Annotated in this window: 22 protein-coding genes and 1 pseudogene; 11 read left to right on the top strand and 12 right to left on the bottom strand. The window is 75.2% G+C overall.

The genetic code is table 11. The features are described from left to right. Positions 1 to 8: 8 nt before the first annotated feature. Together argJ and argC are read right to left on the bottom strand one after the other, a co-directional pair. A complete protein-coding gene (gene argJ / locus POD19_RS07575; RefSeq protein WP_044659909.1) occupies positions 9 to 1169 on the bottom strand; it encodes a bifunctional glutamate N-acetyltransferase/amino-acid acetyltransferase ArgJ in 1161 nt (386 codons plus the stop codon). Continuing rightward, entirely contained in the window at positions 1166 to 2206 is a 1041-nt protein-coding gene (gene argC, locus POD19_RS07570) for an N-acetyl-gamma-glutamyl-phosphate reductase (RefSeq protein WP_044659908.1), read from the bottom strand. Before argC ends, argJ begins: the two co-directional genes overlap by 4 nt. Before the next feature lie 102 nt (positions 2207 to 2308). Here argC and POD19_RS07565 point away from each other — a divergent pair, with 102 nt between their 5' ends. The 4 genes and pseudogenes from POD19_RS07565 (at position 2309) to POD19_RS07550 (ending at position 8774) form a co-directional block, all read left to right on the top strand. Next, positions 2309 to 3310, top strand: a complete 1002-nt coding sequence (locus tag POD19_RS07565; RefSeq protein ID WP_144818744.1) for a quinone oxidoreductase family protein — start codon at positions 2309 to 2311, stop codon at positions 3308 to 3310. A 121-nt stretch (positions 3311 to 3431) separates the two neighbouring features. Beyond that, positions 3432 to 7438: pseudogene (locus POD19_RS07560) on the top strand (Pls/PosA family non-ribosomal peptide synthetase). Continuing rightward, on the top strand, positions 7435 to 8154 hold the full coding sequence (locus POD19_RS07555) for a hypothetical protein (protein WP_236743530.1): 720 nt from the start codon (positions 7435 to 7437) through the stop codon (positions 8152 to 8154). The pseudogene POD19_RS07560 and the gene POD19_RS07555 overlap by 4 nt, the downstream one beginning before the upstream one ends. Then, entirely contained in the window at positions 8151 to 8774 is a 624-nt protein-coding gene (locus POD19_RS07550) for a M1 family aminopeptidase (protein WP_236743531.1), read from the top strand. Before POD19_RS07555 ends, POD19_RS07550 begins: the two co-directional genes overlap by 4 nt. 18 nt (positions 8775 to 8792) lie before the next feature. On the opposite strand, the gene POD19_RS07545 is transcribed toward POD19_RS07550, so the two are convergent. The 3 genes from POD19_RS07545 to pheS are packed head-to-tail and all read right to left on the bottom strand — an operon-like array spanning position 8793 to position 13081. Continuing rightward, positions 8793 to 9413: a 4'-phosphopantetheinyl transferase family protein gene (locus POD19_RS07545; protein WP_036337488.1), complete on the bottom strand. Its 621-nt coding sequence runs from the start codon at positions 9411 to 9413 to the stop codon at positions 8793 to 8795. A 2-nt stretch (positions 9414 to 9415) separates the two neighbouring features. Then, positions 9416 to 11995, bottom strand: coding sequence for a phenylalanine--tRNA ligase subunit beta (gene pheT, locus POD19_RS07540; RefSeq protein WP_078025580.1), 2580 nt, complete (start codon positions 11993 to 11995; stop codon positions 9416 to 9418). Positions 11996 to 11998: 3 nt separating this feature from the next. Next, positions 11999 to 13081, bottom strand: coding sequence for a phenylalanine--tRNA ligase subunit alpha (pheS, locus tag POD19_RS07535; protein WP_144818740.1), 1083 nt, complete (start codon positions 13079 to 13081; stop codon positions 11999 to 12001). 86 nt (positions 13082 to 13167) lie between these two features. Here pheS and POD19_RS07530 point away from each other — a divergent pair, with 86 nt between their 5' ends. Together POD19_RS07530 and POD19_RS07525 are read left to right on the top strand one after the other, a co-directional pair. Next, positions 13168 to 13575, top strand: coding sequence for a CHY zinc finger protein (locus POD19_RS07530; RefSeq protein WP_049147953.1), 408 nt, complete (start codon positions 13168 to 13170; stop codon positions 13573 to 13575). Next, positions 13572 to 14021, top strand: a complete 450-nt coding sequence (locus tag POD19_RS07525) for a hypothetical protein (RefSeq protein ID WP_049147952.1) — start codon at positions 13572 to 13574, stop codon at positions 14019 to 14021. The genes POD19_RS07530 and POD19_RS07525 overlap by 4 nt, the downstream gene beginning before the upstream one ends. Before the next feature lie 45 nt (positions 14022 to 14066). Here the strand turns inward: POD19_RS07525 and POD19_RS07520 are convergent, their stop codons facing one another. After that, positions 14067 to 14729 carry a pyroglutamyl-peptidase I family protein gene (locus POD19_RS07520; protein ID WP_313955368.1) on the bottom strand — a complete coding sequence of 221 codons (663 nt, stop codon included), beginning with the start codon at positions 14727 to 14729 and terminating at the stop codon, positions 14067 to 14069. A 92-nt stretch (positions 14730 to 14821) separates the two neighbouring features. Here POD19_RS07520 and POD19_RS07515 point away from each other — a divergent pair, with 92 nt between their 5' ends. Next, positions 14822 to 15895: an Rv2578c family radical SAM protein gene (locus POD19_RS07515; protein WP_098092380.1), complete on the top strand. Its 1074-nt coding sequence runs from the start codon at positions 14822 to 14824 to the stop codon at positions 15893 to 15895. 34 nt (positions 15896 to 15929) lie between these two features. Here the strand turns inward: POD19_RS07515 and POD19_RS07510 are convergent, their stop codons facing one another. After that, positions 15930 to 16442 (bottom strand): (deoxy)nucleoside triphosphate pyrophosphohydrolase, encoded by a 513-nt coding sequence (locus tag POD19_RS07510; RefSeq protein ID WP_098092377.1) that lies wholly within the window; start codon positions 16440 to 16442, stop codon positions 15930 to 15932. Positions 16443 to 16498: 56 nt separating this feature from the next. Between POD19_RS07510 and POD19_RS07505 the strand changes: the two genes are divergently transcribed. Then, on the top strand, positions 16499 to 17821 hold the full coding sequence (locus POD19_RS07505) for an MFS transporter (RefSeq protein ID WP_144818735.1): 1323 nt from the start codon (positions 16499 to 16501) through the stop codon (positions 17819 to 17821). A gap of 142 nt (positions 17822 to 17963) precedes the next feature. After that, positions 17964 to 18236 carry a GlsB/YeaQ/YmgE family stress response membrane protein gene (locus POD19_RS07500; protein WP_020624693.1) on the top strand — a complete coding sequence of 91 codons (273 nt, stop codon included), beginning with the start codon at positions 17964 to 17966 and terminating at the stop codon, positions 18234 to 18236. Between the two features lie 112 nt (positions 18237 to 18348). Here the strand turns inward: POD19_RS07500 and POD19_RS07495 are convergent, their stop codons facing one another. From POD19_RS07495 to infC, 4 genes are all read right to left on the bottom strand, one after another. After that, positions 18349 to 19245: a TrmH family RNA methyltransferase gene (locus POD19_RS07495; protein WP_144818733.1), complete on the bottom strand. Its 897-nt coding sequence runs from the start codon at positions 19243 to 19245 to the stop codon at positions 18349 to 18351. 136 nt (positions 19246 to 19381) lie between these two features. Continuing rightward, positions 19382 to 19768: a 50S ribosomal protein L20 gene (rplT, locus tag POD19_RS07490; protein WP_002853696.1), complete on the bottom strand. Its 387-nt coding sequence runs from the start codon at positions 19766 to 19768 to the stop codon at positions 19382 to 19384. Positions 19769 to 19854: 86 nt separating this feature from the next. Beyond that, a complete protein-coding gene (gene rpmI, locus POD19_RS07485) occupies positions 19855 to 20049 on the bottom strand; it encodes a 50S ribosomal protein L35 (protein ID WP_002853699.1) in 195 nt (64 codons plus the stop codon). 103 nt (positions 20050 to 20152) lie between these two features. Further along, positions 20153 to 21127, bottom strand: coding sequence for a translation initiation factor IF-3 (gene infC / locus POD19_RS07480; RefSeq protein WP_371470175.1), 975 nt, complete (start codon positions 21125 to 21127; stop codon positions 20153 to 20155). Between the two features lie 376 nt (positions 21128 to 21503). On the opposite strand from infC, the gene POD19_RS07475 reads away from it, so the two are divergent. Continuing rightward, positions 21504 to 21875: a DUF1844 domain-containing protein gene (locus POD19_RS07475; RefSeq protein WP_036313345.1), complete on the top strand. Its 372-nt coding sequence runs from the start codon at positions 21504 to 21506 to the stop codon at positions 21873 to 21875. Between the two features lie 67 nt (positions 21876 to 21942). On the opposite strand, the gene POD19_RS07470 is transcribed toward POD19_RS07475, so the two are convergent. Then, positions 21943 to 22419 (bottom strand): hypothetical protein, encoded by a 477-nt coding sequence (locus tag POD19_RS07470; protein ID WP_144818731.1) that lies wholly within the window; start codon positions 22417 to 22419, stop codon positions 21943 to 21945. Between the two features lie 367 nt (positions 22420 to 22786). Here POD19_RS07470 and POD19_RS07465 point away from each other — a divergent pair, with 367 nt between their 5' ends. Then, complete coding sequence (locus POD19_RS07465) at positions 22787 to 23035, top strand: WhiB family transcriptional regulator (RefSeq protein ID WP_002854852.1); 249 nt, start codon at positions 22787 to 22789, stop codon at positions 23033 to 23035. The last annotated feature ends 62 nt before the right edge of the window (positions 23036 to 23097 follow it).

The raw sequence follows: 23097 nt of genomic DNA, 5'->3' as shown, positions 1-23097 counted from the left end.
GGGGGTCCTCACGTGGAGTAGGCGGAGTTCTCGTGGACGTAGTCGTGCGTCAGGTCGTTGGTCCAGACCGTGGCCTCGGCGTCGCCGGCGTGCAGGTCGACCTCGACGAGCACCTCGCGGGCCGAGAGGTCCACGCGGGAGCGGTCCTCTCCCACGCCGGAGGCGCGGCACACCTGGACGCCGTTGAAGCGCACGTCGAGGGCGTACGGGTCGAAGGCGGCGACCGACTCCGGGACCGTGCCGACGGCGGCGATCACGCGTCCCCAGTTCGGGTCCTGGCCGAAGATCGCGGTCTTGAACAGGTTGGAGCGGCCGACAGCGCGCGCGACGGCCTCGGCCGCCTCCTCGGTCTCGGCGTGGACCACGCGCACGGCGATGTCGTGCCGGGCACCCTCGGCGTCGGCGACGAGCTGGCGGGACAGGTCCGCGCAGACCTCGTGGAGGGCCGCGGCGAACGCCGCGGGCTCGGGCGCCGTCCCGGACGCGCCCGAGGCCAGCAGGATCACGGTGTCATTGGTGGACATGCACCCGTCCGAGTCGACCCGGTTGAAGGTGGCGCGCACGGCCTCGCGCAGGGCCGCGTCGAGGGCGGGGGCGGGGACGTCGGCGTCCGTGGTGATGACGCTGAGCATCGTGGCCATGCCGGGTGCCAGCATGCCCGCCCCTTTGGCCATGCCGCCCACGGTGAAGCCCGCGCCGCGGGCCACGGCGGTCTTGGCCACGGTGTCCGTGGTCTTGATCGCGACGGCGGCGTCCTCGCCGCCGTCCGGACTCAGGGCGGCGACCGCCTCGGCCACGCCCGCGGTGAGCGTGTCCATCGGCAGGCGCTCGCCGATGAGGCCGGTCGAGCAGACGAGCACGTCGTCGGCGGCGGTTCCGAGGGCGGCGGCCGCGTGCTCGGCGGTGCGACGGGCGTCCTCGAGGCCCTCGGCGCCGGTGGCCGCGTTGGCCCCGCCGGAGTTCAGGACGACCGCGGTCGCGCGGCCGTCCCGCACGGCGCGGCGGGTCCAGACCACGGGGGCGGCCGCCACCCGGTTCTCGGTGAGGACGGCGGCCGCCGCGTCGCGCGGGCCCTGGTTGACGACGACGGCGACGTCGGGCGTGCCCGAGGCCTTCAGCCCCGCGGTGACGCCGGCCGCCCGGAACCCCTGTGCTGCGGTGACGCTCACGGCGCGACCCCCTGTTGTTCGAGCCCCGCCTGCTCCGGCAGGCCCAGGGCGATGTTCATGGACTGCACGGCGCCGCCGGCCGTGCCCTTGGTGAGGTTGTCGAGCACCGCGCAGACGATCACGCGGCCGGCACGCTCATCCACGGCGAGCTGCAGCTGCACGTGGTTGGAGCCGAGGACCGCCTTCGTCGTCGGCCACTGCCCCTCGGGCAGCAGGTGCACGAAGCGTTCGCCGCCGTAGGCCGCGGCCCATGCCGCGCGCACGTCCGCGGCGGCCACGCCGGGGCGCAGCCGCGCCGTGGCCGTCGCGAGGATGCCGCGCGGCATCGGCGCGAGCGTGGGCGTGAAGGAGACGCGGACCGGCTCGCCGGCCGCCTGGGCCAGGCCCTGCTCGATCTCCGGGGTGTGCCGGTGCCCGCCACCGACGCCGTACGGGCTCATCCCGCCCATGACCTCGGCGCCGAGCAGGTGCGGCTTGAGCGCCTTGCCCGCCCCGGAGGTGCCCGAGGCGGCGACGATCACCACGTCCTGCGGCTCGAGCAGCCCCGCGGCGAAGCCGGGCGCGAGGGCGAGGATCGAGGTGGTCGGGTAGCACCCGGGGACGGCGATGCGGCGGGTGCCGGCGAGTCGCTCACGCTGACCGGGCAGCTCGGGCAGGCCGTAGGGCCAGGTCCCGGCGTGCGCGGTGCCGTAGAAGGCCTCCCAGTCTGCGGCTGACTCGAGGCGGTGGTCGGCGCCCGCGTCGATCACCAGGGTGTCCGGGGATCGCTCTGCGATCTCGGCCGCCAGCGCCCCGGAGGCCCCGTGGGGCAGCGCGAGGATCACGACGTCGTGGCCGGCGAGGACCTCCGCGGTGGTCTCGGCGAGGACGCGGTCCGCCAGGGCGTGCAGGTGCGGCTGGAGAGCGCCGAGGCGCTCCCCCGCGTTCGAGTGGGCCGTGATGGCTCCGACGGTGACGGACGGGTGGCCGGCGAGCAGGCGCAGGGCCTCTCCCCCGGCGTAGCCGCTGGCTCCGGAGACGGCGACGGTGTGGGTCATGGCTTCATCCTAGCGCAGATATGCGTTGCACCGAATATCTATGCGGCGCCTCGGGTCCCCCGGGCCGGGCCGGATGGCCCGGCCCGCTCCTAGAGTGGGGCCATGACCACTGCGAACACCCCCGCCGTCCCCCGCACCCACCACGCCGTCGTCGTGTCCGCCACGGGCGGCCCCGAGGTCCTGCAGTGGACCGAGACGGAGGTGCCCTCCCCCGCGCCGGGGCACGTGCTGGTGCGGACCGCCGCGGCGGGCCTGAACTTCATCGAGACGTACCAGCGCTCCGGGGTCTACACGATGGACCTGCCCTTCACCCCCGGTACGGAGGGCTCCGGCGAGGTCGTCGCGCTCGGCGAGGGCGTGGACGCCGGGCTCCTGGGGGCCCGTGTCGCCACCGCGACGGCCACCGGTGCGTACGCCGAGCACTTCACCGCCCCCGCGGATCGTCTCCTCACCGTCCCGGAGGGCATCGACCTGGCCGAGGCCGCCGCCCTTCCGCTGCAGGGCATGACGGCCCACTACCTCTGCCGGTCCACCTTCCCGGTGGAGGAGGGCCACACGGTGGTCGTGACGGCCGGTGCCGGCGGGGTGGGGCTCCTGCTCACCCAGCTCGCGACGGCCCGCGGCGCCCGCGTGGTCACCACGGCGTCCACGGAGGAGAAGCGGGAGCTGTCCCGGGGCGCGGGCGCCGTTGCCGCGGTGGACTATCCGGACCTCGCCGCCACGGTGGCCGAGCTGACCGACGGCGAGGGCGCGCACGCCGTGTTCGACGGCGTGGGGAAGGACACCTTCGACACCTCGCTCGAGGTGCTGCGCGTGCGCGGCACGCTCGTGCTCTTCGGCGGGGCCTCCGGGCAGGTGCCCCCCTTCGACCTGCAGCGACTCAACGCGGCCGGCGCGCTGTACGTCACCCGACCCTCGCTGGTGCACTACACGCGCACGGGCGAGGAGACCCGCTGGCGTGGTGGAGAGGTGTTCGGGGCGTGGGCCTCCGGCGAGCTCGACGTACGGATCGGCGAGCGCTTCCCGCTCGCGGACGCGGCCGCCGCGCACGCCGCCCTCGAGTCCCGGTCGACGACGGGCAAGGTGCTGCTCACCCTCTCCTGAGCCGGACCCGCCCGGTGCCTTCCGGGCGCCCCGCGCGGCCGCGGGCGGGGCATAGAATGTCCCGCTGCGGCCTGGTCCGCGTCCGACCCTCGGTTTGCCGCTCACACCCCCGGAGGCCCCTGTGTCCCTTTCGTCCGCCGCGCCCACCCCGCCCTCCGTCCCCATCGACCCCGCGGGCGCGCCGCATCGGCCGCAGCTGCCCGGCTCCGAGCGCACCCCGCCCGCCCGGACGCTCGTCGAGCTCTTCGACGCCACGGCGCGCGAGCACCCGGACGCGACCGCCCTGGACGACGGCGTCGAGCCGCTGACGTACGCGGAGCTGCGGGAGCGCGTCGACGAGACCGCCCGCCACCTGTGGGACGCCGGCGTGCGGGCGGGAGACCGGGTCGGCGTGCGGATCGCCTCGGGCACGGCCGCGCTGTACGTCTCGATCCTCGGCGTGCTCGCCGCCGGCGCGGCCTACGTCCCCGTGGACGCGGACGATCCGGAGGAGCGCGCCCGTCTCGTGTTCGGCGAGGCGAAGGTGGCCGGTGTCCTCACCGACGAGCGGATCTATGCCCCGCACCCCGAGCACACCGTGGACCCGGCCGCCGAGGCCCGCGCCCCCGGGCTCGAGGACGACGCGTGGATCATCTTCACCTCGGGCTCGACGGGCACCCCCAAGGGCGTGGCGGTGAGCCACCGCTCGGCCGCGGCCTTCGTGGACGCCGAGGCGCGGATCTTCCTGGCGGACGATCCGCTCGCCCCGGGCGACCGCGTGCTGGCGGGACTGTCCGTCGCGTTCGACGCCTCGTGCGAGGAGATGTGGCTCGCCTGGCGTCACGGTGCGTGCCTGGTCCCGGCCCCCGCTCGCTCGTGCGCTCCGGCATGGACCTCGGCCCGTGGCTCGCCGAGCGGCGCATCACCGCCGTGTCCACCGTGCCGACCCTCGCCGCGATGTGGCCCACCGAGGCCATGGACAACGTCCGGCTGCTGATCTTCGGCGGCGAGGCCTGCCCGCCCGAGCTCGCCGCGCGCCTGGCGGAGGACGGCCGCGAGGTCTGGAACACCTACGGCCCCACGGAGGCCACCGTCGTCGCGTGCGCGGCCCCGCTCAGCGGTCTCGGCCCGGTCCGCATCGGCCTGCCCCTGGACGGCTGGGACCTGGCCGTCGTCGACCCGCAGACCACGCTGCCCGTGGCCGAGGGCGAGACGGGCGAGCTGATCATCGGCGGCGTCGGCCTGGCCCGCTACCTCGACCCGGCCAAGGACGCCGAGAAGTACGCCCCCATGCCCTCCCTCGGCTGGGAGCGTGCCTACCGCTCCGGTGACCTCGTGGTCTTCGAGCCGGAGGGCCTGCTGTTCGTCGGCCGCGCCGACGACCAGGTGAAGCTCGGCGGCCGCCGCATCGAGCTCGGCGAGGTGGACGCGGCCCTCCAGGCCCTGCCCGGCGTCCACGGCGGCGCCGCGGCCGTGCAGACCACCCCGGCGGGCCACCAGATCCTCGTCGGCTACCTCGTCCCCGCGGACCCCGAGGCCGAGCTCGACCTGCACATGGCCCGCGAGCACCTCGCGGCGGAGCTGCCGGCCGCACTCGTGCCCCGGCTGGCCGTCGTGGACTCCCTGCCCACGAAGACCTCCGGCAAGGTGGACCGCCACGCGCTGCCGTGGCCCCTGCCCGGCGCCGAGGTGGACGAGGACGCGCCCCAGCCGAACGAGGACACCGCCGACGGCTGGGTGCTGCGCCAGTGGGCGGACGTGCTCGGCGCGCCCCCCAAGGACGCCGACACCGACTTCTTCGAGGCCGGCGGCGGCTCGCTCGCCGCTGCCCAGCTCGTGGCCCGCCTGCGCCTGCGCCACCCGGCCGTGACCGTCCAGGACGTCTACCGCAACCCCACCGCCGGGGCCCTCGTGGCCGCCGTCGTGGGCGACGACGGCCCCCGCGGCATCGAGGTGCACGACCGGCACGTCGACCGCACCCGCCACCGCACCCAGTGGGTCCAGACCCTCGTGGGACTGCCCGTGTTCGTCCTGCCCGCCCTGCGCCTGGGCGTGTGGACCGGCCTGGCCCTGAACCTGCTGACGCTCTCCGGGCTCGCGCCCGGGCTGCCCACCGTGCCGTGGTGGGTGCTGATCGTGGCCGGTCTGCTGGTGGTGACCGTGCCCGGCCGCATGCTGCTCACCGCCGCGACGGCCCGGCTGCTGCTGCGCGGCGTGAGCCCCGGGTCCTACCCGCGCGGTGGCCGCGTCCACCTGCGCCTGTGGCTCGCCCAGCAGATCAGCGACCTCGTGGACCCCTACTCGCTGGCCGGCGCCACGTGGGTGCCCGCCTACGCGCGACTGCTGGGCAACCGGATCGGCAAGGACGTGGACATGCACACCGTGCCACCGGTCACCGGCATGCTCACGGTCGAGGAGGGCGCCGCGATCGAGCCTGAGGTGGACCTGTCCGGCTACTGGGTCGACGGCGACGTCGTCCGGCTCGGCGAGGTGCGCATCGGCGCGGACGCCGTCGTGGGCGCCCGCTCCACGCTCCTGCCGGGCGCCCAGGTCGGCGCCGGGGCGCACGTCGAGGCCGGGTCCACCGTCGCCGGGCGGGTGCGCGGCGGCCAGCGCCACGCCGGCTCCCCCGCCGTCAAGGTGGGCAAGGTGAAGTCCCGCGGCCCCGCCGAGGCGCCGCGGGAGACCCCGGGCTGGCGCCTGATGGCGACCGTCCTCTCGACCCTCATCTCCCTCCTTCCGCTCGTCTCCGCCGCCGCGGCGGCCGCGGTGGCCGCGTGGTCGCTGACCTGGTGGCCGCCGGCCCCGGAGGCGGGGCCGCTGGCCGCCGTCGGGACCACCGCGGCGCGCCTGCTGGCCGCAAGCCCCCTGGTGGCCGGCGTCTGGTTCCTGACCCAGATGCTGCTCGTGCTCGTCACCGTGCGCCTGCTCGCGCTCGGCATCACGGAGGGGCACCACCCCGTGCGCTCCCGGGTCGGCTGGCAGGTGTGGGCCACCGAGCGCGTCCTCGACGCCGCCCGCGACCAGCTGTTCCCGATCTACGCCTCCCGCTTCACGCCGACGTGGCTGCGCCTGCTGGGCGCCGAGGTGGGCCGCGGCGTCGAGGCCTCCACCGTGGTGCTCCTGCCCTGCATGACCCGCGTGGGCGACGGCGCGTTCCTCGCCGACGACACGATGGTCTCCTCCTACTCCCTCGACGGCGGGTGGATGCACGTGGCCCCCGCGAAGGTCGGCAAGCGCTCGTTCGTGGGCAACTCCGGCATGGTGCCCGGCGGCCGCACCCTGCGCCGCGACTCGCTCGTGGCGGTGCTGTCCACCACCCCGGCCAAGACCAAGGCGGGCACGTCCTGGATGGGCTCCCCGCCCGTGCGCCTGCGCCGCAACGAGGTCACCGCAGACGCCGCCCTCACCTACGACCCGCCGGCCCGACTCAAGGCCGCCCGCACCGCCTGGGAGCTGCTGCGCGCGATCCCGGTGTGGCTGCACGTGGCCCTGTCCCTCGCCGTCGGCGCGACGCTGGCCGCCCTCATCGCGGTCGGCACGTGGGCGCTGGCCTTCGTCCTGGGCGGCGTCGTCCTGCTCGCGGCCGGCGCGGTCGCGGCGAGCCTGACCGTGCTCGCCAAGCGGGTCTTCGTCGGCCGGATCCGCGCGGGCGAGCACCCGCTGTGGTCCTCGTTCATCTGGCGCAACGAGGTCGCGGACACCTTCACCGAGTTCCTCGCCGCCCCGTGGTTCAGCCGGGCCGCGGCCGGCACCCCCGCCCTGGTCTGGTTCCTGCGCGCGATGGGCGCCCGCATCGGCCACGGCGCCTGGGTCGAGTCCTACTGGCTGCCCGAGGCCGACCTCGTGGAGCTCGGCGACGGCGCCACCGTGAACCGCGGCTGCGTCGTCCAGACCCACCTGTTCCACGACCGCGTGATGTCCCTGGACGCCGTCGTCCTGGAGGACGGCGCCACCCTCGGCCCCCACTCCGTGGTGCTGCCCGCCGCCCGCCTGGGCCGCGGCACCACCGTCGGTGCCGGGTCCCTCGTGATGCGCGGCGAGGAGCTGCCCGCCGGCACGTGGTGGCTCGGCAACCCGGTCTCCCCGTGGCGTCGTCCCGACGGCGACCCCGCCGCCGCGGCCACCCCCTCCCGAGAGGAAGCATGAGCACCGATCCCTACGTCCCGGGCGTCGGCACCGACGCCGCCACCGTCGAGCACATCGCACTGGACCTCGACGTGCGCCTGGCCGCGAACCGGGTCTCCGGCACCGCCGTCCTGCGCGTGCGCCTGACGAAGCAGAGCCGCCGCATCGAGCTGGACCTGTACCGGCTGCGCGTGTCCCGGGTGGACGCCGTCGTCGACGGCCGCGCCGTCGCCTCCTCGTTCACCCAGCCGGGCCGCGCCCCGAGCCGCCTCGTCGTCGACCTGGACGAGAGCCGGCCGGAGGGCACGCTCGTGGAGCTGACCGTGGTCTACGCGGGCACGCCCACGCTGCGGCGCAGCCCGTGGGGCACGATCGGCTGGGAGGAGCTCACGGACGGCGTGCTCGTGGCCGGGCAGCCCCACGGCGCCTCCACGTGGCTGCCGTGCGTGGACTCCCCCACCTCCCGCTCGACGGCGGAGATCACCCTCACCTGCGACGCGGGCTACCTGCCCGTCGCCAACGGCGTGGGCGCGCCCGTGCGCACGCGCGGCTCGCGGGTCACGTGGCGGTGGCGGCTCGACCAGCCCGTGCCCGCCTACCTGCTCAGCGTGCAGATCGGCCGCTACCGGCTCGTGGACGCCGCCCCTCCCGCCGAGGGCCTGCCGCCGCTGCGCCTCGTGGTCTCCCCGCGGACCGAGCAGCGGGCCCTCCGGGCCCTTGCCCCCAGCCGGCCATGATGGCCACGTTCATCGACGCCTACGGGCCATACCCATTCGAGGACTACACCGCGGTCGTGGCCGACGAGGAGCTCGAGATCCCGCTCGAGGCCGCGAGCATGTCGCTGTTCGGCACCAACCACCTGGACGGCTCGTGGGAGTCCGAGCGGCTGATCGCCCACGAGATGTCCCACCAGTGGTTCGGCAACGCCGTGACCCTGGGCCGCTGGTCCGACCTGTGGCTGCACGAGGGCTTCGCCTGCTGGTCCGAGTGGCTGTGGGCCGAGGCCTCGGGGCGGTCCAGCATCACCTCGATGGCGCGGCGGGCCTGGCAGAAGCTGGCCGCGCACCCGGTGGAGCAGGCGCTGGCCGAGCCCGGGCCGGAGGAGATGTTCGAGGACTGGGTGTACAAGCGCGGCGCGCTCACCGTGGAGGCGCTGCGGCACCTGCTGGGCACGGACCTCTTCGGCTCCATGCTGCGCGCCTGGGTGCGGGAGCACCGGTTCGGCACCGTCGACTCCCTGGGGCTGCGCACGCACGTGCACGCGTGGGCCCCGCACGCCGGGGTGAGCCGAGCGCAGGTGGACGAGCTCTTCGACGCGTGGACGCTGCGGCCCGAGCTGCCGCCGTTCCCGGGCTGAGGCGCCCGCGCGGTCGACTCAGCGGCCCCGCAGCGCCAGCGCCCCGAGGAGACCGCCCGGCAGCCGGTCGGTGAGGTCCACCAGCACGACGTCGGCCGGCACGGTCAGTGCGTCGACGGCGGCGGGGTCGCCCGTGAAGCCGGTGCCGGCGGCCTTCACGAGCGCCTCCTTCCGCGTCCACAGCCGGGCCCGCGCGGCGGGCCTCTCGGGGGCGGGAAGCTCCCGCACCCGGGCGCGCTCCGCCGTCGAGAAGCCCACCCCGCCCAGGCCGTCCTCGTCCGCGAAGGCCGCGGCGTCCGCCCGCTCGACGTCCACCCCGAGGCCGAGCCCGTCGGCGGGCCGTGCCGGCGCCCACCACGCCCCGATCCGAGCCCGGTCCTCAGTGCCGGGCATCCGGACGCGCGTGAACGAGACGAGGGCGACCCGGCCGGGGGGCAGGCCGGTCAGCGCGGGGACGCCGTGCGCGGCCGAGCCGCAGCGCGGGCAGGCGTGCCGGAGCCCGAGCGGCCCCACCGGCACGCCCCAGGCCGCCGTCAGGGCGGTGCGCACCTGACCGAGCAGCGCGGAGACGGCGTCGGCCGCCCCCGCCGAGGCGGGGACGGCCGAGGTCAGGCCCCACGGGCCGGTCGCGACGGACACGGTCAGCGCTGGACCGCCCCGTGCCGCTGCGCCGCGAGCGCGGTGGCCGCGGCGCGGGCCTCGGAGACCTCCTCCGCGGTGAGCGTGCGGTCAGGGGCGCGGAAGCGCAGGGAGAACGCGAGGGACTTCCGCCCCTCCGGCACGCCCGCGCCCCGGTAGACGTCGAACAGCTCGACGGCCTCGAGCAGCTCCCCGGCACCCTCGGCGAGGGTCGCGCGCACGTCCCCGGCCACGACGGCCTCGTCCACCACGAGCGCCACGTCCTGCGTGCTCACGGGGAACGTGGACAGCGGTGCGGCGACCACGATCTCGGGGGCCGCGGCGCACAGCGCGTCCAGGTCCAGCTCCCACACGCTCGTGCGGGCGGGCAGGTCCTCGGCCTCGAGCCACTGCGGGTGCAGCTCGCCGGCGACGCCCACCACCCGGTCCCCGTGCTCGGTCACGACGACGAGCTCGGCCACCCGGCCCGGGTGGAACGCGTGGTGCCGGCCCTGCCGGACGGTCAGCTCGACGCCGAGGACGTCGGCCACGTCGAGGGCCCCGGCGATCGCGTCCTGCCAGTCCACCGGGCGGGGGTCGTGGTCCGGCCCGGGCGCCGAGTCGTGCCCGGCGTACAGACCGGCCACGTGCCACGGCTGAGCGGGGATGCCGGCCTCGAGGTCGGCGAGGACCTCGGCGGAGGGGTGGACCGCGCGCGGGGGGATCGTCGCCGAGCCCAGCTGCGCGCCGGGCAGGAAGACCAGCCCCATCTCGTACAGCGCCAGATCGCGGAAGCCGCGTCCGAGGTTGCGGCGCGCGGTCTCGACGAGGCCCGGCAGCAGCGACAGGCGCAGGTACCGGTACTGGGAGGCGATCGGATTGGCCAGGGCCACCATCGCCAGGGCCTGGCCCTGCGCGTCCGAGTCCGCCCCGAAACGCCGGTTCTGCTCCTCGGAGACGAACGGGTAGGCCAGCACCTCGGTGAGTCCCGCGGCCGCGAGCGCGGCCGACACGCGGCGACGCTGGGCCTGGCGGCGGGTGAAGCCGCGGCCCGGCGGGGCCACGGGCACCACGGAGGGGATCGCGTCGTAGCCGCGCAGGCGCGCGACCTCCTCGGCGAGGTCCTCGGGGATGCGCAGGTCCGTGCGCCACGACGGGGCGGTCACGGTCAGCCGCGGGGCGACGTCGGCGGCGGCCTCGGCGACGGCCACCTCGGCGCCCAGGGCGCGCAGCGTCTCCACGACCTCGTCGGTCGTGTACGCCACGCCCACCAGGGCGGAGGGGAAGTCGGCGGCCATCTCGACGACGGCCGGCTGCGGCCGCGTCCCGACGTCGGTGACCCCGGGCTCGGCGGTGCCGCCGGCGAGCTCGACGAGCAGCTGCACGGCCCGCTCGGCCGCCTCGTCGGCGATCTCCCAGTCGACGCCGCGCTCGTTGCGCTTCGACGCCTCCGAGGGCAGGCGGTGCCGGCGCCGCGTACGGGCGATCGACACGGGGTCGAAGTTCGCGGACTCGACCACGATCGTGGTGGTGGCGTCCGTGACCTCGGTGGCGGCCCCGCCCATGACGCCCGCCAGGCCGATGGGGCCGGAGTCGTCCGTGATGAGCAGGTCCTCGGGGTCGAGCTCGCGCTCCTTGCCGTCGAGGGTGGTCAGGGTCTCTCCGGCCCGCGCGCGGCGCACCACGATCTCGCCGGAGAGCGTGTCCGCGTCGTAGAAGTGCAGGGGCTGGCCCAGCTCCCACATGACGTAGTTGGAGATGTCCACCGGCAGGGAGATGGTGCGGATGCCGGCCAGGCGCAGGCGCGCGGCCAGCCACGGCGGGGTCGGGCGGGTCGCGTCCACGCCGGAGACCGTGCGGGCCACGAACCGGGTGGCCCCGGGCTCGCCGTGGATCGGCGCGTCGTCGTCGATGCGGACGGCCGGGCCGGCGTCGTCGGCCGCGGGCGGGTGGACGGCGGCGGCCGGGTCCGTGAAGGGCACGCCGGTGGCGTGCGCGTACTCGCGCGCGACGCCGCGCATCGAGAACGCGTAGCCGCGGTCGGGCGTCACGTTGATCTCGGCGGCCTCGCCGTGCAGGTCCAGGACGTCCCGGGCGTCGGTGCCCGGCTCGGGGTCGAGCCCGAGGTCGCCGAGCACGATGATCCCGTCCGTGCCGTCGTCGCCCATGCCCAGCTCCGTGCTGGAGGCGATCATGCCGGCCGAGACGTGGCCGTAGGTCTTGCGGGGGCTGATGCGGAAGTCGCCGGGCAGCACCGCGCCGGGCAGGGCCACGACGACCTTGTCCCCGACCTCGAAGTTGTGGGCGCCGCACACGATGCCCTGCACGCCGGAGGGCTCGATCCCCTCGCCGGTGAGCGGCTGTGCGGCGCCCTCGGGCACCACGCGCACGGAGCACCAGTTGATGGTCTTGCCGTTCTTCTGCGGCTCGGGCTCCTTGGAGAGCACCTGCCCGACGACGATCGGGCCCTGCAGCTCGGCAGCCGGACGGTGGACGTCCTCCTCCTCGAGGCCGACGCGGACGAGGTCGGCCATCACGTCCTCGGCACGGTGCTCCGCGGGCACGGGGACGAACTCCCGCAGCCAGTCCAGGGGGATGCGCATGGATCAGACCTCCATTCCGAAGTGCTGGGAGAAGCGGACGTCGCCCTCGATCATGTCGTGCATGTCCGGGACCTCGTTGCGGAACATGAGCGTGCGCTCCACGCCCATGCCGAACGCGAACCCGGAGTACTCCTCCGGGTCCAGGCCCGCGGCGCGCAGCACGTTCGGGTGCACCATGCCGCAGCCGCCCCACTCGATCCAGCGGGGCCCGCCCTTGGCGCCGGGGTGCCAGATGTCCAGCTCGGCGCTGGGCTCGGTGAACGGGAAGAAGTTCGGGCGCAGGCGGATGGCCGCCTCCGCCCCGAACATCTGGCGGGCGAAGTACTCGAGGGTGCCGCGCAGGTGGGCCATGGTCAGGCCCTTGTCCACGGCCAGGCCCTCGAACTGGTGGAACACCGGGGTGTGCGTGGCGTCCAGCTCGTCCGTGCGGAACGTGCGGCCCGGGCACAGCACGTAGGTGGGGGCTCCCCGCTCGAGCAGGGAGCGCATCTGCACCGGAGAGGTGTGGGTGCGCAGCAGCAGGTGGGCCTCGGCCGGGTCCACGAAGAAGGTGTCCTGCATCTCGCGGGCCGGATGATCCGGCGCGAAGTTGAGGGAGTCGAAGTTGAACCACTCGGACTCGAGCTCGGGGCCCTCCGCGATCTCCCAGCCCATGCCGACGAAGATCTCCGAGACACGGTCCATCGTCAGCGAGAGCGGGTGACGGGCGCCGACGCGGCGGCGACGGACCGCGGTGGTCACGTCCACCGTCTCCTCGCGCAGGATCCGCGCGGCCTGCTCCGTCTCGAGCACCTCGGTGCGGGCGGCCAGGGCCTTGCCCAGGCGGCCGCGTGCGGCGCCCATGAGCTTGCCGGCCTCCGCCTTGCGCTCCTTGGGCAGAGCGCCGATCGCCTTGTTCGCGAGAGTCAAGGGGGCCCGGTCGCCGGTGTGGGCCAGGCGGGCGGCCTTGAGTTCATCGAGGTCGGCCGCGGCCTCATATGCGGCGAGCGCGGCCTGCACAGCGGCCTCCACCGCCTCCGCGTCCACGGGGGAGATCTCCGCCACGGGCGCGGTGGGCTCCGCGCCGGTCTCGGGGCTGGGTGTCATCAGGGCAACGACCTTCGCATGGGGGACGGTGGGACGCCCGTCAGTCTAGTGTCCGCCCCGGGCCCGCTCGGCCTAGGCTGAGGCGCATGACCGCCCCGGACTCCCTCGACGGCACCGACCCGCTGCTGCGGGGCGTGGGCCTGGACGCGCAGACCCGCTGCGCCCATTACGCCACGGCGCGGGACGTCGTCGCCCTGCGCTTCGCCTGCTGCCCCGCGTACTGGTCCTGCCACCGCTGCCACGCGGAGCTCGCCGACCACCCGGCCGTGCCGGTGCCTGCCGGCGAGTTCGACCGGCCGCATGTGCTGTGCGGGGTGTGCCGCACCGAGCTGAGCGTGACCGCCTACCTCGCCCTCGAGGCCACCGCTGATCCTGCGTGCCCGGCCTGCGGGGCGCCGTTCAACCCGGGCTGCGCCGCCCATGCCCCGCTCTACTTCGACGTCCCCGCGTCCGGGTCCCCCGCCGGGGACGCCGATCCTGCGGCACAGCCATGACCGCGGCCCCCTCCCGGCCGTCGCCTCCGGCGCACGTGCGGGCGCGCGGGCTGTGGAACCTGCTGAACCTGGCGACGCCGCTGGGGCTGGTGGGCGCCGTCGTCGCCGGCTGCGCGCTGCGGCCCGGACCGCACGGGCTGATCGAGGCCCACGGCTGGACGCACCGGTTCCCGGGCGGGGCCGCGTTCACGGTCGGCGACGTCGTGTTCACCCGCCCCGGCCTGCGCATGACGCCCGCGCTGTGGCGGCACGAGGCCGGCCATGCGGACCAGTACGCCCTCCTGCTGGGTCTGCCCTTCCTGCCGGCGTACGCGCTGGCGGCGGCGTGGTCGATGTGGCGGACCGGGGATCCGGCCTCGCGCAACGTCTTCGAACGACGCGCGAGCCTGGCCTTGGGCGGCTACATCGAGCGGCCCGTGGTCCGCGGCCTGCGGCGCCGCCGCTGACGGGCACGGGCGATCGCGCCGACACGGACCCGGGGTCCGGGGAGGTCAGTGCAGGGTGCCGCCGGGGACGTCGAGGTCGGGGCCGCCGGCCAGCGCCGTCAGGGCGGCCTCGGCCACCGCGCGCGCCAGGTCGGCCGCGGGCAGGGCCGGGGTGTCCGGCGTCGGGCGGTGCTCGGTGTCCCACGGCACGTGGATGAAGCCGGCGGCCCGGGTGGTGCCGGGGCCGTCGAGGAGCGAGTACATGACGTGGTTGCACACGAACGCGCCCGCGGACAGGGACGGCTCCGCGGCGACGCCGGCCTCCCGGATCGCGGCGACGGCACGCTTGGCGGGCAGGGTGGCGAACAGGGCCGCGGGACCGTCGGCGCGCACGGGCCGGTCCACGGGCTGCTCCCCCGCGTTGTCCGGGATCCGGGCGTCCTGCAGGTTCACGGCCACCCGTTCGACCCGGACCGTCGCCGTGCCGCCAGCCAGCCCGACGGCGATCGCCACCTCCGGCCGGACCCGGTCGAGGGCCGCGGTCAGGGCCGGCCCGGCCGCGCCGAACGCGCACGGCAGCTCGACCGCCTCGGCCGTCACACCCCGGTCCGCCAGGATGCCCACGGCGTCCCGCGCGGCGGCGATCGACGGGTTGTGGACATCGCCGCCGAAGGGCTCGAAGCCCGTGAGCAGGACGCGGGCGGCCGGGGCGGGTGCACGGGAGGTCATGGCGACCACGGTAGGCGCGTCTCGGCGCCCGCGCCACGCCCGGACTCGAACACGCTTGCGGGTCGATTCGAACATGTGTTCTACTTCTGGCCATGCGATGGGAAGCGCAGACCCTGCGGTCCGAGGGCGGAGCCCAGCGGGCGACGGCCGGCACACCGGCCGGCTCCGCCGCCCTGCTGCCGCTCTCGGACCTGCAGCGGAGTGTCACCACCCCGGAGTTCGCGGGCGTCACCTTCCATGAGGTGCTCGCCAAGACCGCACTGAACTCGGTGCCGTCCGCCTCGGCCATGCCGTTCCGCTGGACCGTGAACCCGTACCGCGGCTGCACCCACGCCTGCCGGTACTGCTACGCCCGCAGCACCCACACCTTCCTCGAGCTCGACGCCGGGGCCGACTTCGACCGGCAGATCGTCGTGAAGGTCAACGTCGCCGAGGTGCTGCGCGCCGAACTCGCCCGCCCCACGTGGGGCCGCGAGGCGGTGGCGTTGGGGACGAACACGGACCCGTATCAGCGGGCCGAGGGCCGCTACGCGCTGATGCCCGGGATCATCCGGGCCCTGGCCGATTCCGGCACCCCGTTCTCCGTGCTGACCAAGGGGACCCTGCTCGCGCGGGATGTGCCCCTGCTGCAGGCGGCCTCGCGCCAGGTGCCGGTGCAGGTCTCGCTGTCCCTGGCGATGCTCGACCCCGCCATCGCCGCCGCGGTCGAGCCGGGCACGCCGTCGCCGACCGCACGCCTGCGCCTGATCGAGCGGCTCGCCGCCGCGGGTGCGGACGTCACCGTCATGGCCATGCCCCTGCTGCCGTGGCTCACGGACGGGGACCGCGAGATCGACGCCCTCATGCGCGCGCTGGCGGACGCCGGAGCCGCGCGCGTCATGCCGGGCGCCCTGCACCTGCGGCCGGGCGCGAAGGAGTGGTACCTGGACTGGATCCGCCGCGAGCACCCGGATCTGCTGGCCGGCTACGAGCAGATGTACGCCCGGTCCGCCTACGCGCCCGAGTCGTACCGCCGCATGCTCACCCGGATGGCCGGGGAGGCCGCCGCACGGCACGGCCTGGCCCGCGGCGGCGCCCACGGCATCCGGCGCGAGGACGATCCCCCGGCCCGGCGCCGGCCGGCGTCCCGGCCCTCCGCTCCGGCGGCGCAGCCCGCGCTGTTCTGACCGGTCCGCGGGGCGCGGCCGGCCGCGTGTCGACTCAGCGCCCCGCGGAGAACGCCGTGGCGGCGCCACGGAGCACCTCGGCCACGATCGGCCGGTCCGCCGGGATCCAGTCCAGGTGCCGCACGCCCGGCCCGGCGAGCGGCAGCCACGCCAGCAGGTCGTGGTCCTGGAGGGCTCGGGGCGTCGCCCCCTCCTCCGCCAGGACGCCCCAGAACACCCGCATCCGGGCGCCGTTGGCCAGCTCCCACCCGTCCGGCTCCGGCGCCGCCACCTCGGGGCCGAGCCGCACGGCGACCCCGAGCTCCTCCCGGCACTCCCGCAGCAGCGCCTCCTGGACGCCCTCCCCCGGCTCGACCTTGCCCCCGGGGAACTCCCAGAGCCCCCGCAGCGGGGCAGGCGCGCTGCGACGGGCCGCCAGCAGGCGGGTCGGCGCGGCCACATCGTCGAGCAGCGCGAGCCCCACGACCTGCCGCGGTCGCGCACCGTCCCGGGGCGACGTCGTCGGGCGGGCGGCGGGCGCGGGGCGAGCAGGTGTGGCGGAGGTCATGAGCCCAGGCTAGCGAGGCCCCCGCCCCCGCAGACCGGAGTCCGTAGGCTGGGTCGGTGCCCATCCCCACTCCCGCCGCCGACGGCGCCCACGACCGTTCCCCCCGCGCCCCGCGTCCGACGCGCCCGGACCCGTCCATCCCACCGACCGCGCCGACGGGCCCCGGCGCGCTGCTGGGCGGCCGCCGCGTGCGTCTGCTGCCGGCCATCCTCGCGCTGGCCCTGGGCAGCTTCGCGATCGGCACCACGGAGTTCGCGATGATGGGCCTGCTGCCGCAGGCGGTGGCCGACCTCGGCATCGGTCTCGAGGCCGGCGGCGTGCTCATCTCCATGTACGCGCTGGGCGTCGTGATCGGCGCTCCCCTGCTGGCCGCGTCCTTCGCCCGCGTCGACCGGCGGGTCACGAGCATCGTGCTGATGCTGCTGTTCGTCGTGGGGCACGTGGCCGCGTTCCTCGCCCCGGACATGGGGAGCATGATGGCGGCCCGGTTCGTGTCGGGCCTGCCCCACGGCGCCTACTTCTCCGCGGCCGCCCTGGCCGCGGCGGACCTCGCCGGGCCCGCCCGCCGCGGCCAGGCCGTGGCCTGGGTGATGGCCGGGCTGTCCGTGGCCAACGTGCTGGGCGTGCCGGGCGCGACGGCGCTCGGGCAGGCCGTCGGCTGGCGCTGGATGTTCGTCATCGTGGCGGTCTGCGCGGCCCTGTGCGTCGGGGCGACCGCGTGGCTCGTCCCGTCCGTGCCGGCCCCCGCGGGCGCCTCGGTCGGCCGCGAGCTGCGCGGTCTGGCCTCCGGCCGCCTGTGGGCGACGGTGGCCGTGGGCGTGATCGGCTTCGCCGGCATGTTCGCGCTCTACACCTACATCGCGCCGCTGCTCACGGAGGTCGCGGGCCTCGAGGAACGGTGGGTCCCCGCCGTGCTGGCCCTCTACGGCGTCGGCATGGTGATCGGCACGCTCGTCAGCGGCGCCCTCACGGACCGCGACCCGGTGGGCACCCTGCGCCTGAGCTTCGGGCTCAGCGCGGTCTCGCTGGCCGCCGTCGCGCTGACGGCCTCGTGGGCTCCGGTGATGATCGTGTTCCTCTTCTGCGTGGCCGTCAGCGGCTCCGGGATCGCCCCGTCCCTGCAGGTGCTGCTCGTGGACTCCGCGCCCACCGCACCCCAGCTGGCCGGTTCGCTCAACCACTCCGCGCTGAACATGGCCAACGCGATGGGCGCGTGGGTCGGGGCCGCCGCGATCGGGGCCGGTGCGTCGCTGCGGACCCCGCCGCTGGTCGGCGCGGGCATCGCCCTGGCGGGCCTGGTGCTGGCGTTCCTGCTCGTGCGCCGCGACGTCGCGGCGCGGCCCGGCGTCCAGGCTGACGACGGCGGCTCGCCCCGCTGATCGGCCCGCTCCCGGCCGGGGCGATCCTCGTGCGGCCGGGAAATCCCGAAAAAGCCGGGGCGCCAGAGGTGGCCCCGGACGAAAACCCCTTGCTACGTTCGTTCTCGTACGTCAGATTCGCAACCTGAAAGGAATCACTATCATGGGCTTCATTGGCTGGATCGTTCTCGGCCTCATCGCCGGTGCCATCGCTCGCGCCATCCTCCCCGGACGTCAGGGCGGCGGCTGGCTCGGCGCCCTCCTCACCGGCATTGTCGGTGCTCTCCTCGGCGGCTGGATTGCCTCCCTGGTGTTCAACATCAACGTGAACGAGAAGTTCTTCAGTCTGGGCACCTGGATCTTCGCGATCATCGGTGGTGTCATCGTCGCGGCCGTGTGGCAGGCCATCACCCGCCGCACCGGCACCCGCGCCTGAGCGAGCTGAGCGGCCCGGTTTCGACCCGGGAACGCGCAGAAGGGGCGGGGATCCACTCGGATCCCCGCCCCATCTGCGTCTCCGGACGGCTGGCGCCGCCTCGTGCGCCCCGTCAGCCGGCGCGCCGTGCCCCCGCCATCGCGGACGAGTACAGGCACACCGTGGCGGCGGTCCCCACGTTCAGGGACTCCGCGGCCCCATACAGCGGCACCGCCACCCGGCGGTCCGCCAGCGCGAGCTCGCCGCCGTCCAGGCCCTGGGCCTCGTTGCCGAACAGCCACGCGGTCGGCGCGGCGACCACGCCGGGGGCGAGGGCGTCGAGCCGATCCGAGCCGTAGCCGTCGGCGGCCCACACCTGCAGGCCTGCGGCCCGGGCGGCGGCCGCGGCCGCCTCTACGGGGACGGCGGTGACCACGGGCAGGTGGAACAGCGACCCTGCGGTGGACCGGACCACCTTGGGGTTGAACGGGTCGACGGAGCCCGGCGTGAGGACCACCGCGTCCGCCCCGGCCGCGTCCGCGGCCCGGATGACGGTGCCGGCGTTCCCCGGGTCCTGCACGCGGCACAGCACGGCGGCCAGGCGCGCCTCCTCGAGGACCGTTTCGACGGCCTGCGGCGGCGGCATCCGCGCCACGGCAACGATGTCCTGCCCCGTCACGGCGTCGGCCATGGCGGTGAGCACCTCGTCGCTGGCCTCGCGCACCAGGACGCGCTCACCACCCGGCGTCGGGCGGTCCCGGACGCGCGCCACGAGCTCGGCGAGCGCGGGATCCCGGTCCACGAGACCGACGGACACGTACACCTGGGTCAGCACCCGCCCCGCCCGCCACTGCCCCGCGGCAGCCGCCGGCCCCTCCCCCAGGTGGGCACGCAACGCCTCGCGGCAGGCCTGCGGCCCCTCGACGAGGAACGTGTCCGTCCGGCGTCGGGCGGAGCGGCCCGCCAGGGCTGCCACCGCGCGCACGCGCTCGGCACGGGGATGGGTCATCGGCTCGGCGTGCGGTGTCATGGGGTCTTTCTGGTCGGGGCTCGGCTGCGGGTGTGCAGACGCCGACGGGGCGGGCCTCGGTGGAGGACCCGCCCCGTCGGCGGTGGTGTTCACGCCTGGGGCGTGGTGATGGGGCCCTCAGGGCCCCTGAGCCGGCTCAGCGGGAGGCGGCGGGGGCGTTCACGTCTGCGGGCAGCGCCTCGCGGGCGGTCTTCACCAGCACGGCGAAGGTCGCGGCGTCGGAGACGGCGATCTCGGCCAGCATGCGGCGGTCCACCTCGACGCCGGCCAGCTTGAGGCCCTGCATGAAGCGGTTGTAGGTCATGCCGTTGGCGCGGGCGGCCGCGTTGATGCGGGTGATCCACAGGCGACGGAAGTCACCCTTGCGCTTGTGGCGATGCTGGTAGTTGTAGGTGAACGAGTGGAGCATCTGCTCCTTCGCCTTGCGGTACAGGCGAGACCGCTGGCCGCGGTAGCCGGAGGCGCGCTCCAGCATGGTCCGACGCTTCTTGTGGGCGTTCACTGCCCGCTTCACACGTGCCACGTGCGTACTCCAATCTGTGTGGTCCCCGGGGCGCGCACTGGCGCGTCACGGTCGAGGAGGAAGGGGTTCCGGCGAGGCCGGGGGTGTCAGATGCCGAGCATCCGCTTGATCTGCTTGATGCTGCCCTTGGAGACGAGCTGGTCGCCCTTGAGACGGCGGGTCAGGCGCGAGGACTTGTGCTCCAGGTAGTGGCGGCGGTTCGCCTGCTGGCGCATGATCTTGCCGGAGCCGGTCACGCGGAAGCGCTTCTTGGCACCGCTGTGGGTCTTCATCTTCGGCATGGCTGCCGTTCTCCTTCACTCATCGCTGCCGTGCGCGGCGCGCACGGCAGTGCTGGTCACCCCGGTCCGTCCGGACCGGGCTGGTCTGTGGCGACCCCGGGGGTCAGGCCCGAGGACCGGACTTGGGGGCACCGCCGCGGGGGGCGGCGGGCTTGGGCGGGGCCGGCATCGGCTTGGCCGCCGGCTTCGGAGCCGACGACGGCGCGGCCGGCTTGGCGGCGGACCGCGGCTTCGGCGTGGCAGCCGGCGCAGCCGAGGACTGCGGCTTCGGCGTCGCGGCCGGCTTCGGGGCCGATGCGGGCGTGGCGCTGGAGGCCGGCTTCGCAGCCGGGGCGGCCGCGGCCGGGCGGGGAGCCGCCGGGGCCGGGGTCTTCGGCGCCTGCGTCGTCTCGGCCGGGGCCGCGGAGGCGTTCTCCTGCGTCCGGGCGGCCATGGCCTTCAGCTGCTCGGGGAACGCATCCCCGACCGAATTCCGCACCGGGGCGGAGTCGGACGCCGCCTTCTGCGCGGCGCGCTCCTTGGCCTCGCGGGCGGCCTGGTCGCGACGCGAACCGCCGCCCTGACGCTCGCGGTGGCTCTCGGCCGAGTTCTTGCGCTGGTCCGCCCGCGCATCGGCCTTGGTGCGCAGCGGGCCGACCACCATCACCATGTTGCGGCCGTCCTGGCGCGGCTGCGATTCGACGGTGCCCAGCTCGGCGACGTCCTCGGCGAACTGCTGCAGCAGCTTGATGCCGAGTTCGGGACGCTGCTGCTCACGGCCGCGGAACTGGATGATGGCCTTGACCTTGTCGCCCTGGCTCAGGAACTTCTTGGCGTGGCCGGTCTTGGTCTCGTAGTCGTGCTTGTCGATCTTCAGGCGGAAGCGGACCTCCTTGAGGACCGTGTTCACCTGGTTCTTGCGCGACTCACGGGCCTTCACCGCGGCCTCGTACTTGTACTTGCCGAAATCCATCAGCTTGCACACCGGAGGCTTGGCCGTGGGGGCCACCTCCACGAGATCCAGGTCCGCCTCGGCGGCGAGCCGGAGGGCGTCCTCGACGCGGACGATGCCGACCTGTTCGCCGTTCGGGCCGACCAGGCGGACTTCCGGAACGCGGATACGCTCGTTGATGCGGGGATCGCTGATGGTGGTACTCCTCTGTGTGAGACGACGGGTGACCCCGCGCCCACCGGAGGGGCCCTCGGAAACGAGGAAGGCCTCCCCTGCGCGGACGCAGACGGAGGCCTCGACACGATCCCGTCGGACGGGACCCTCGGTGCGGGCTGCGCGCCACGACGCGGCGGTCCCGACCGGCGACCCGGCAACTCGGCCCGGGGCGAACCGGACATCCTGCTGACGCGGGTGGGAGAGAGGCCTCCACTTTGCTGCTCCTGGCCCGTGCATGCCCGCCCCGGGGTCACCGGATGACGAGGTCTTGCGCGGACCACGAGTGGTCTATGGGAAGCTTACCACCATGACAGACGAACGTCAGGCCCAGGACGCCACCCCCATGGACGCCCCCGCCGAGATCCGCGACATCCACGAGGTCCCCGCCGTCGAGGTCATCACGACCACCGCCGTGCACCTGATGACCGCCGCCGCCGTCAAGTGCGGCCTGGCCGACTCCCCCGACGCCCGCGAGCTCATCGATCTCGACGAGGCCCGCAAGCTCATCACGGCCCTCGCCGGGCTGGTCACGGCCGCGGCCCCCGAGATCGGCAGCCAGCACGCCGGACCGCTGCGCGACGGGCTGCGCTCGCTGCAGCTGGCGTTCCGTGAGGCCTCCCCGTTCCCGGACGCCCCGGGCAAGGGCCCCGGCGAGAAGTTCACCGGCCCGGTGAACTGACCACGGCCCCGATGACGACGACGGCGCGCCCCTGGCCGGGGGCGCGCCGTCGTCGTCGGGGCGGGGCTCAGGCGTCCGTCGAGGCCTCCGGGGCGGGGGTGAGATGCCGGGTGACCGGCGTCGTGAAGAGGGTGAGCAGCGCGACGCCGGAGACCGCGAGCAGCGGCCCACCCAGAGCGGCGGCGTCCACGCTGAAGAGCCACGAGGACAGGAGCACACCGAAGAGCTGGATCGCGACGGCGGCGCCGCGGCTCCACGCCCGACCGCGCAGCAGGGCGACGGAGGTCGCGATGATCCACAGGGCGAGCAGCGCGTAGATGACGATCAGCATCACGCGGGCGCCGGCCGGGAGCACCCCGTCCGCCGCATGCACCACCGCGTCCACGGCGAGCCAGAGGAGCGCGCCCGCCTCGACCACGAGCGCCGCGGCGACCACGAGGACGGCCACCGGCAGGCCCCGGCCGGGGCGGGGCGGGACCGTCGTCGCGTCGGCGCCCGACGACTCGGACGGGGCGACGGGGTCGGGGCGGCGGGACTGTGCCATGGGGCCTCTCCTGCGGGACGGCTGCGGGGACGGACGTGTCCCCCACCGTACGCCGGGCGGTGCGCGGGCCAGGTCCGCGGCGACGCGCCGCCCCGGGCATGGGTGTGACCAAGGACTCACTGGGAGGTGCGGTGATGCACCTCATTCACCTCTTGTTCACTCGTGAGGGCCGTGCGAGGATGGCACGCGAAAGATTTCCGGGGGCCGCGTTCGTACGAAAGCGGTCCCCGTTGCAATGACCAGGGTCGCCCTCCGTATCGGTCGTGCCGCGCGTCGTCCGCGCAGGCCCCCGCGCCCGCCGCCGGCGGAGGCCGTGACCACCGGCGCCCGCGGGCTCCGGCTCTTCCGACAGAAAGTGAGCGGACCGATGGATTGGCGCAGTAAAGCAGCGTGCCTGGACAAGGACCCGGAGCTGTTCTTCCCCGTGGGCAACACCGGCCCCGCCCTCCTGCAGATCGAGGAGGCCAAGGCGGTGTGCCGTTCGTGTGAGGTCGTGGACACGTGCCTGAAGTGGGCCATGGAGTCCGGCCAGGACTCGGGCGTCTGGGGCGGCATGAGCGAGGACGAGCGGCGCGCCATGAAGCGCCGCGCGGCGCGCGCCCGCCGCGCCTCCTGACCCACCCGGACCACCGGCCCCGTCGACCTCGTCGACGGGGCCGTCGTCATGCCCGGCCGGGC

It is taken from the genome of Micrococcus sp. GPGPB33 (assembly GCF_037853785.1).
Classification (GTDB): domain Bacteria; phylum Actinomycetota; class Actinomycetes; order Actinomycetales; family Micrococcaceae; genus Micrococcus; species Micrococcus luteus.
The sequence above is the reverse complement of the archived record's forward strand: the minus strand, read 5'-3'. Positions and strand labels throughout refer to the sequence as shown.

Coding starts and splice junctions, on each gene's coding strand:
- pheS (WP_144818740.1), bottom strand. CDS start 13,081: ATGACACCCAGCCCCGAGACCGGCGCGGAGCCCACCGCGCCCGTGGCG.
- POD19_RS07500 (WP_020624693.1), top strand. CDS start 17,964: ATGGGCTTCATTGGCTGGATCGTTCTCGGCCTCATCGCCGGTGCCATC.
- POD19_RS07525 (WP_049147952.1), top strand. CDS start 13,572: ATGACCGCGGCCCCCTCCCGGCCGTCGCCTCCGGCGCACGTGCGGGCG.
- POD19_RS07470 (WP_144818731.1), bottom strand. CDS start 22,419: ATGGCACAGTCCCGCCGCCCCGACCCCGTCGCCCCGTCCGAGTCGTCG.
- pheT (WP_078025580.1), bottom strand. CDS start 11,995: ATGCGCATCCCCCTGGACTGGCTGCGGGAGTTCGTCCCCGTGCCCGCG.
- rpmI (WP_002853699.1), bottom strand. CDS start 20,049: ATGCCGAAGATGAAGACCCACAGCGGTGCCAAGAAGCGCTTCCGCGTG.
- argC (WP_044659908.1), bottom strand. CDS start 2,206: ATGACCCACACCGTCGCCGTCTCCGGAGCCAGCGGCTACGCCGGGGGA.
- POD19_RS07565 (WP_144818744.1), top strand. CDS start 2,309: ATGACCACTGCGAACACCCCCGCCGTCCCCCGCACCCACCACGCCGTC.
- POD19_RS07520 (WP_313955368.1), bottom strand. CDS start 14,729: ATGACCTCCCGTGCACCCGCCCCGGCCGCCCGCGTCCTGCTCACGGGC.
- POD19_RS07550 (WP_236743531.1), top strand. CDS start 8,151: ATGATGGCCACGTTCATCGACGCCTACGGGCCATACCCATTCGAGGAC.
- POD19_RS07465 (WP_002854852.1), top strand. CDS start 22,787: ATGGATTGGCGCAGTAAAGCAGCGTGCCTGGACAAGGACCCGGAGCTG.
- POD19_RS07495 (WP_144818733.1), bottom strand. CDS start 19,245: ATGACACCGCACGCCGAGCCGATGACCCATCCCCGTGCCGAGCGCGTG.
- POD19_RS07530 (WP_049147953.1), top strand. CDS start 13,168: ATGACCGCCCCGGACTCCCTCGACGGCACCGACCCGCTGCTGCGGGGC.
- POD19_RS07510 (WP_098092377.1), bottom strand. CDS start 16,442: ATGACCTCCGCCACACCTGCTCGCCCCGCGCCCGCCGCCCGCCCGACG.
- POD19_RS07555 (WP_236743530.1), top strand. CDS start 7,435: ATGAGCACCGATCCCTACGTCCCGGGCGTCGGCACCGACGCCGCCACC.
- POD19_RS07515 (WP_098092380.1), top strand. CDS start 14,822: ATGCGATGGGAAGCGCAGACCCTGCGGTCCGAGGGCGGAGCCCAGCGG.
- POD19_RS07475 (WP_036313345.1), top strand. CDS start 21,504: ATGACAGACGAACGTCAGGCCCAGGACGCCACCCCCATGGACGCCCCC.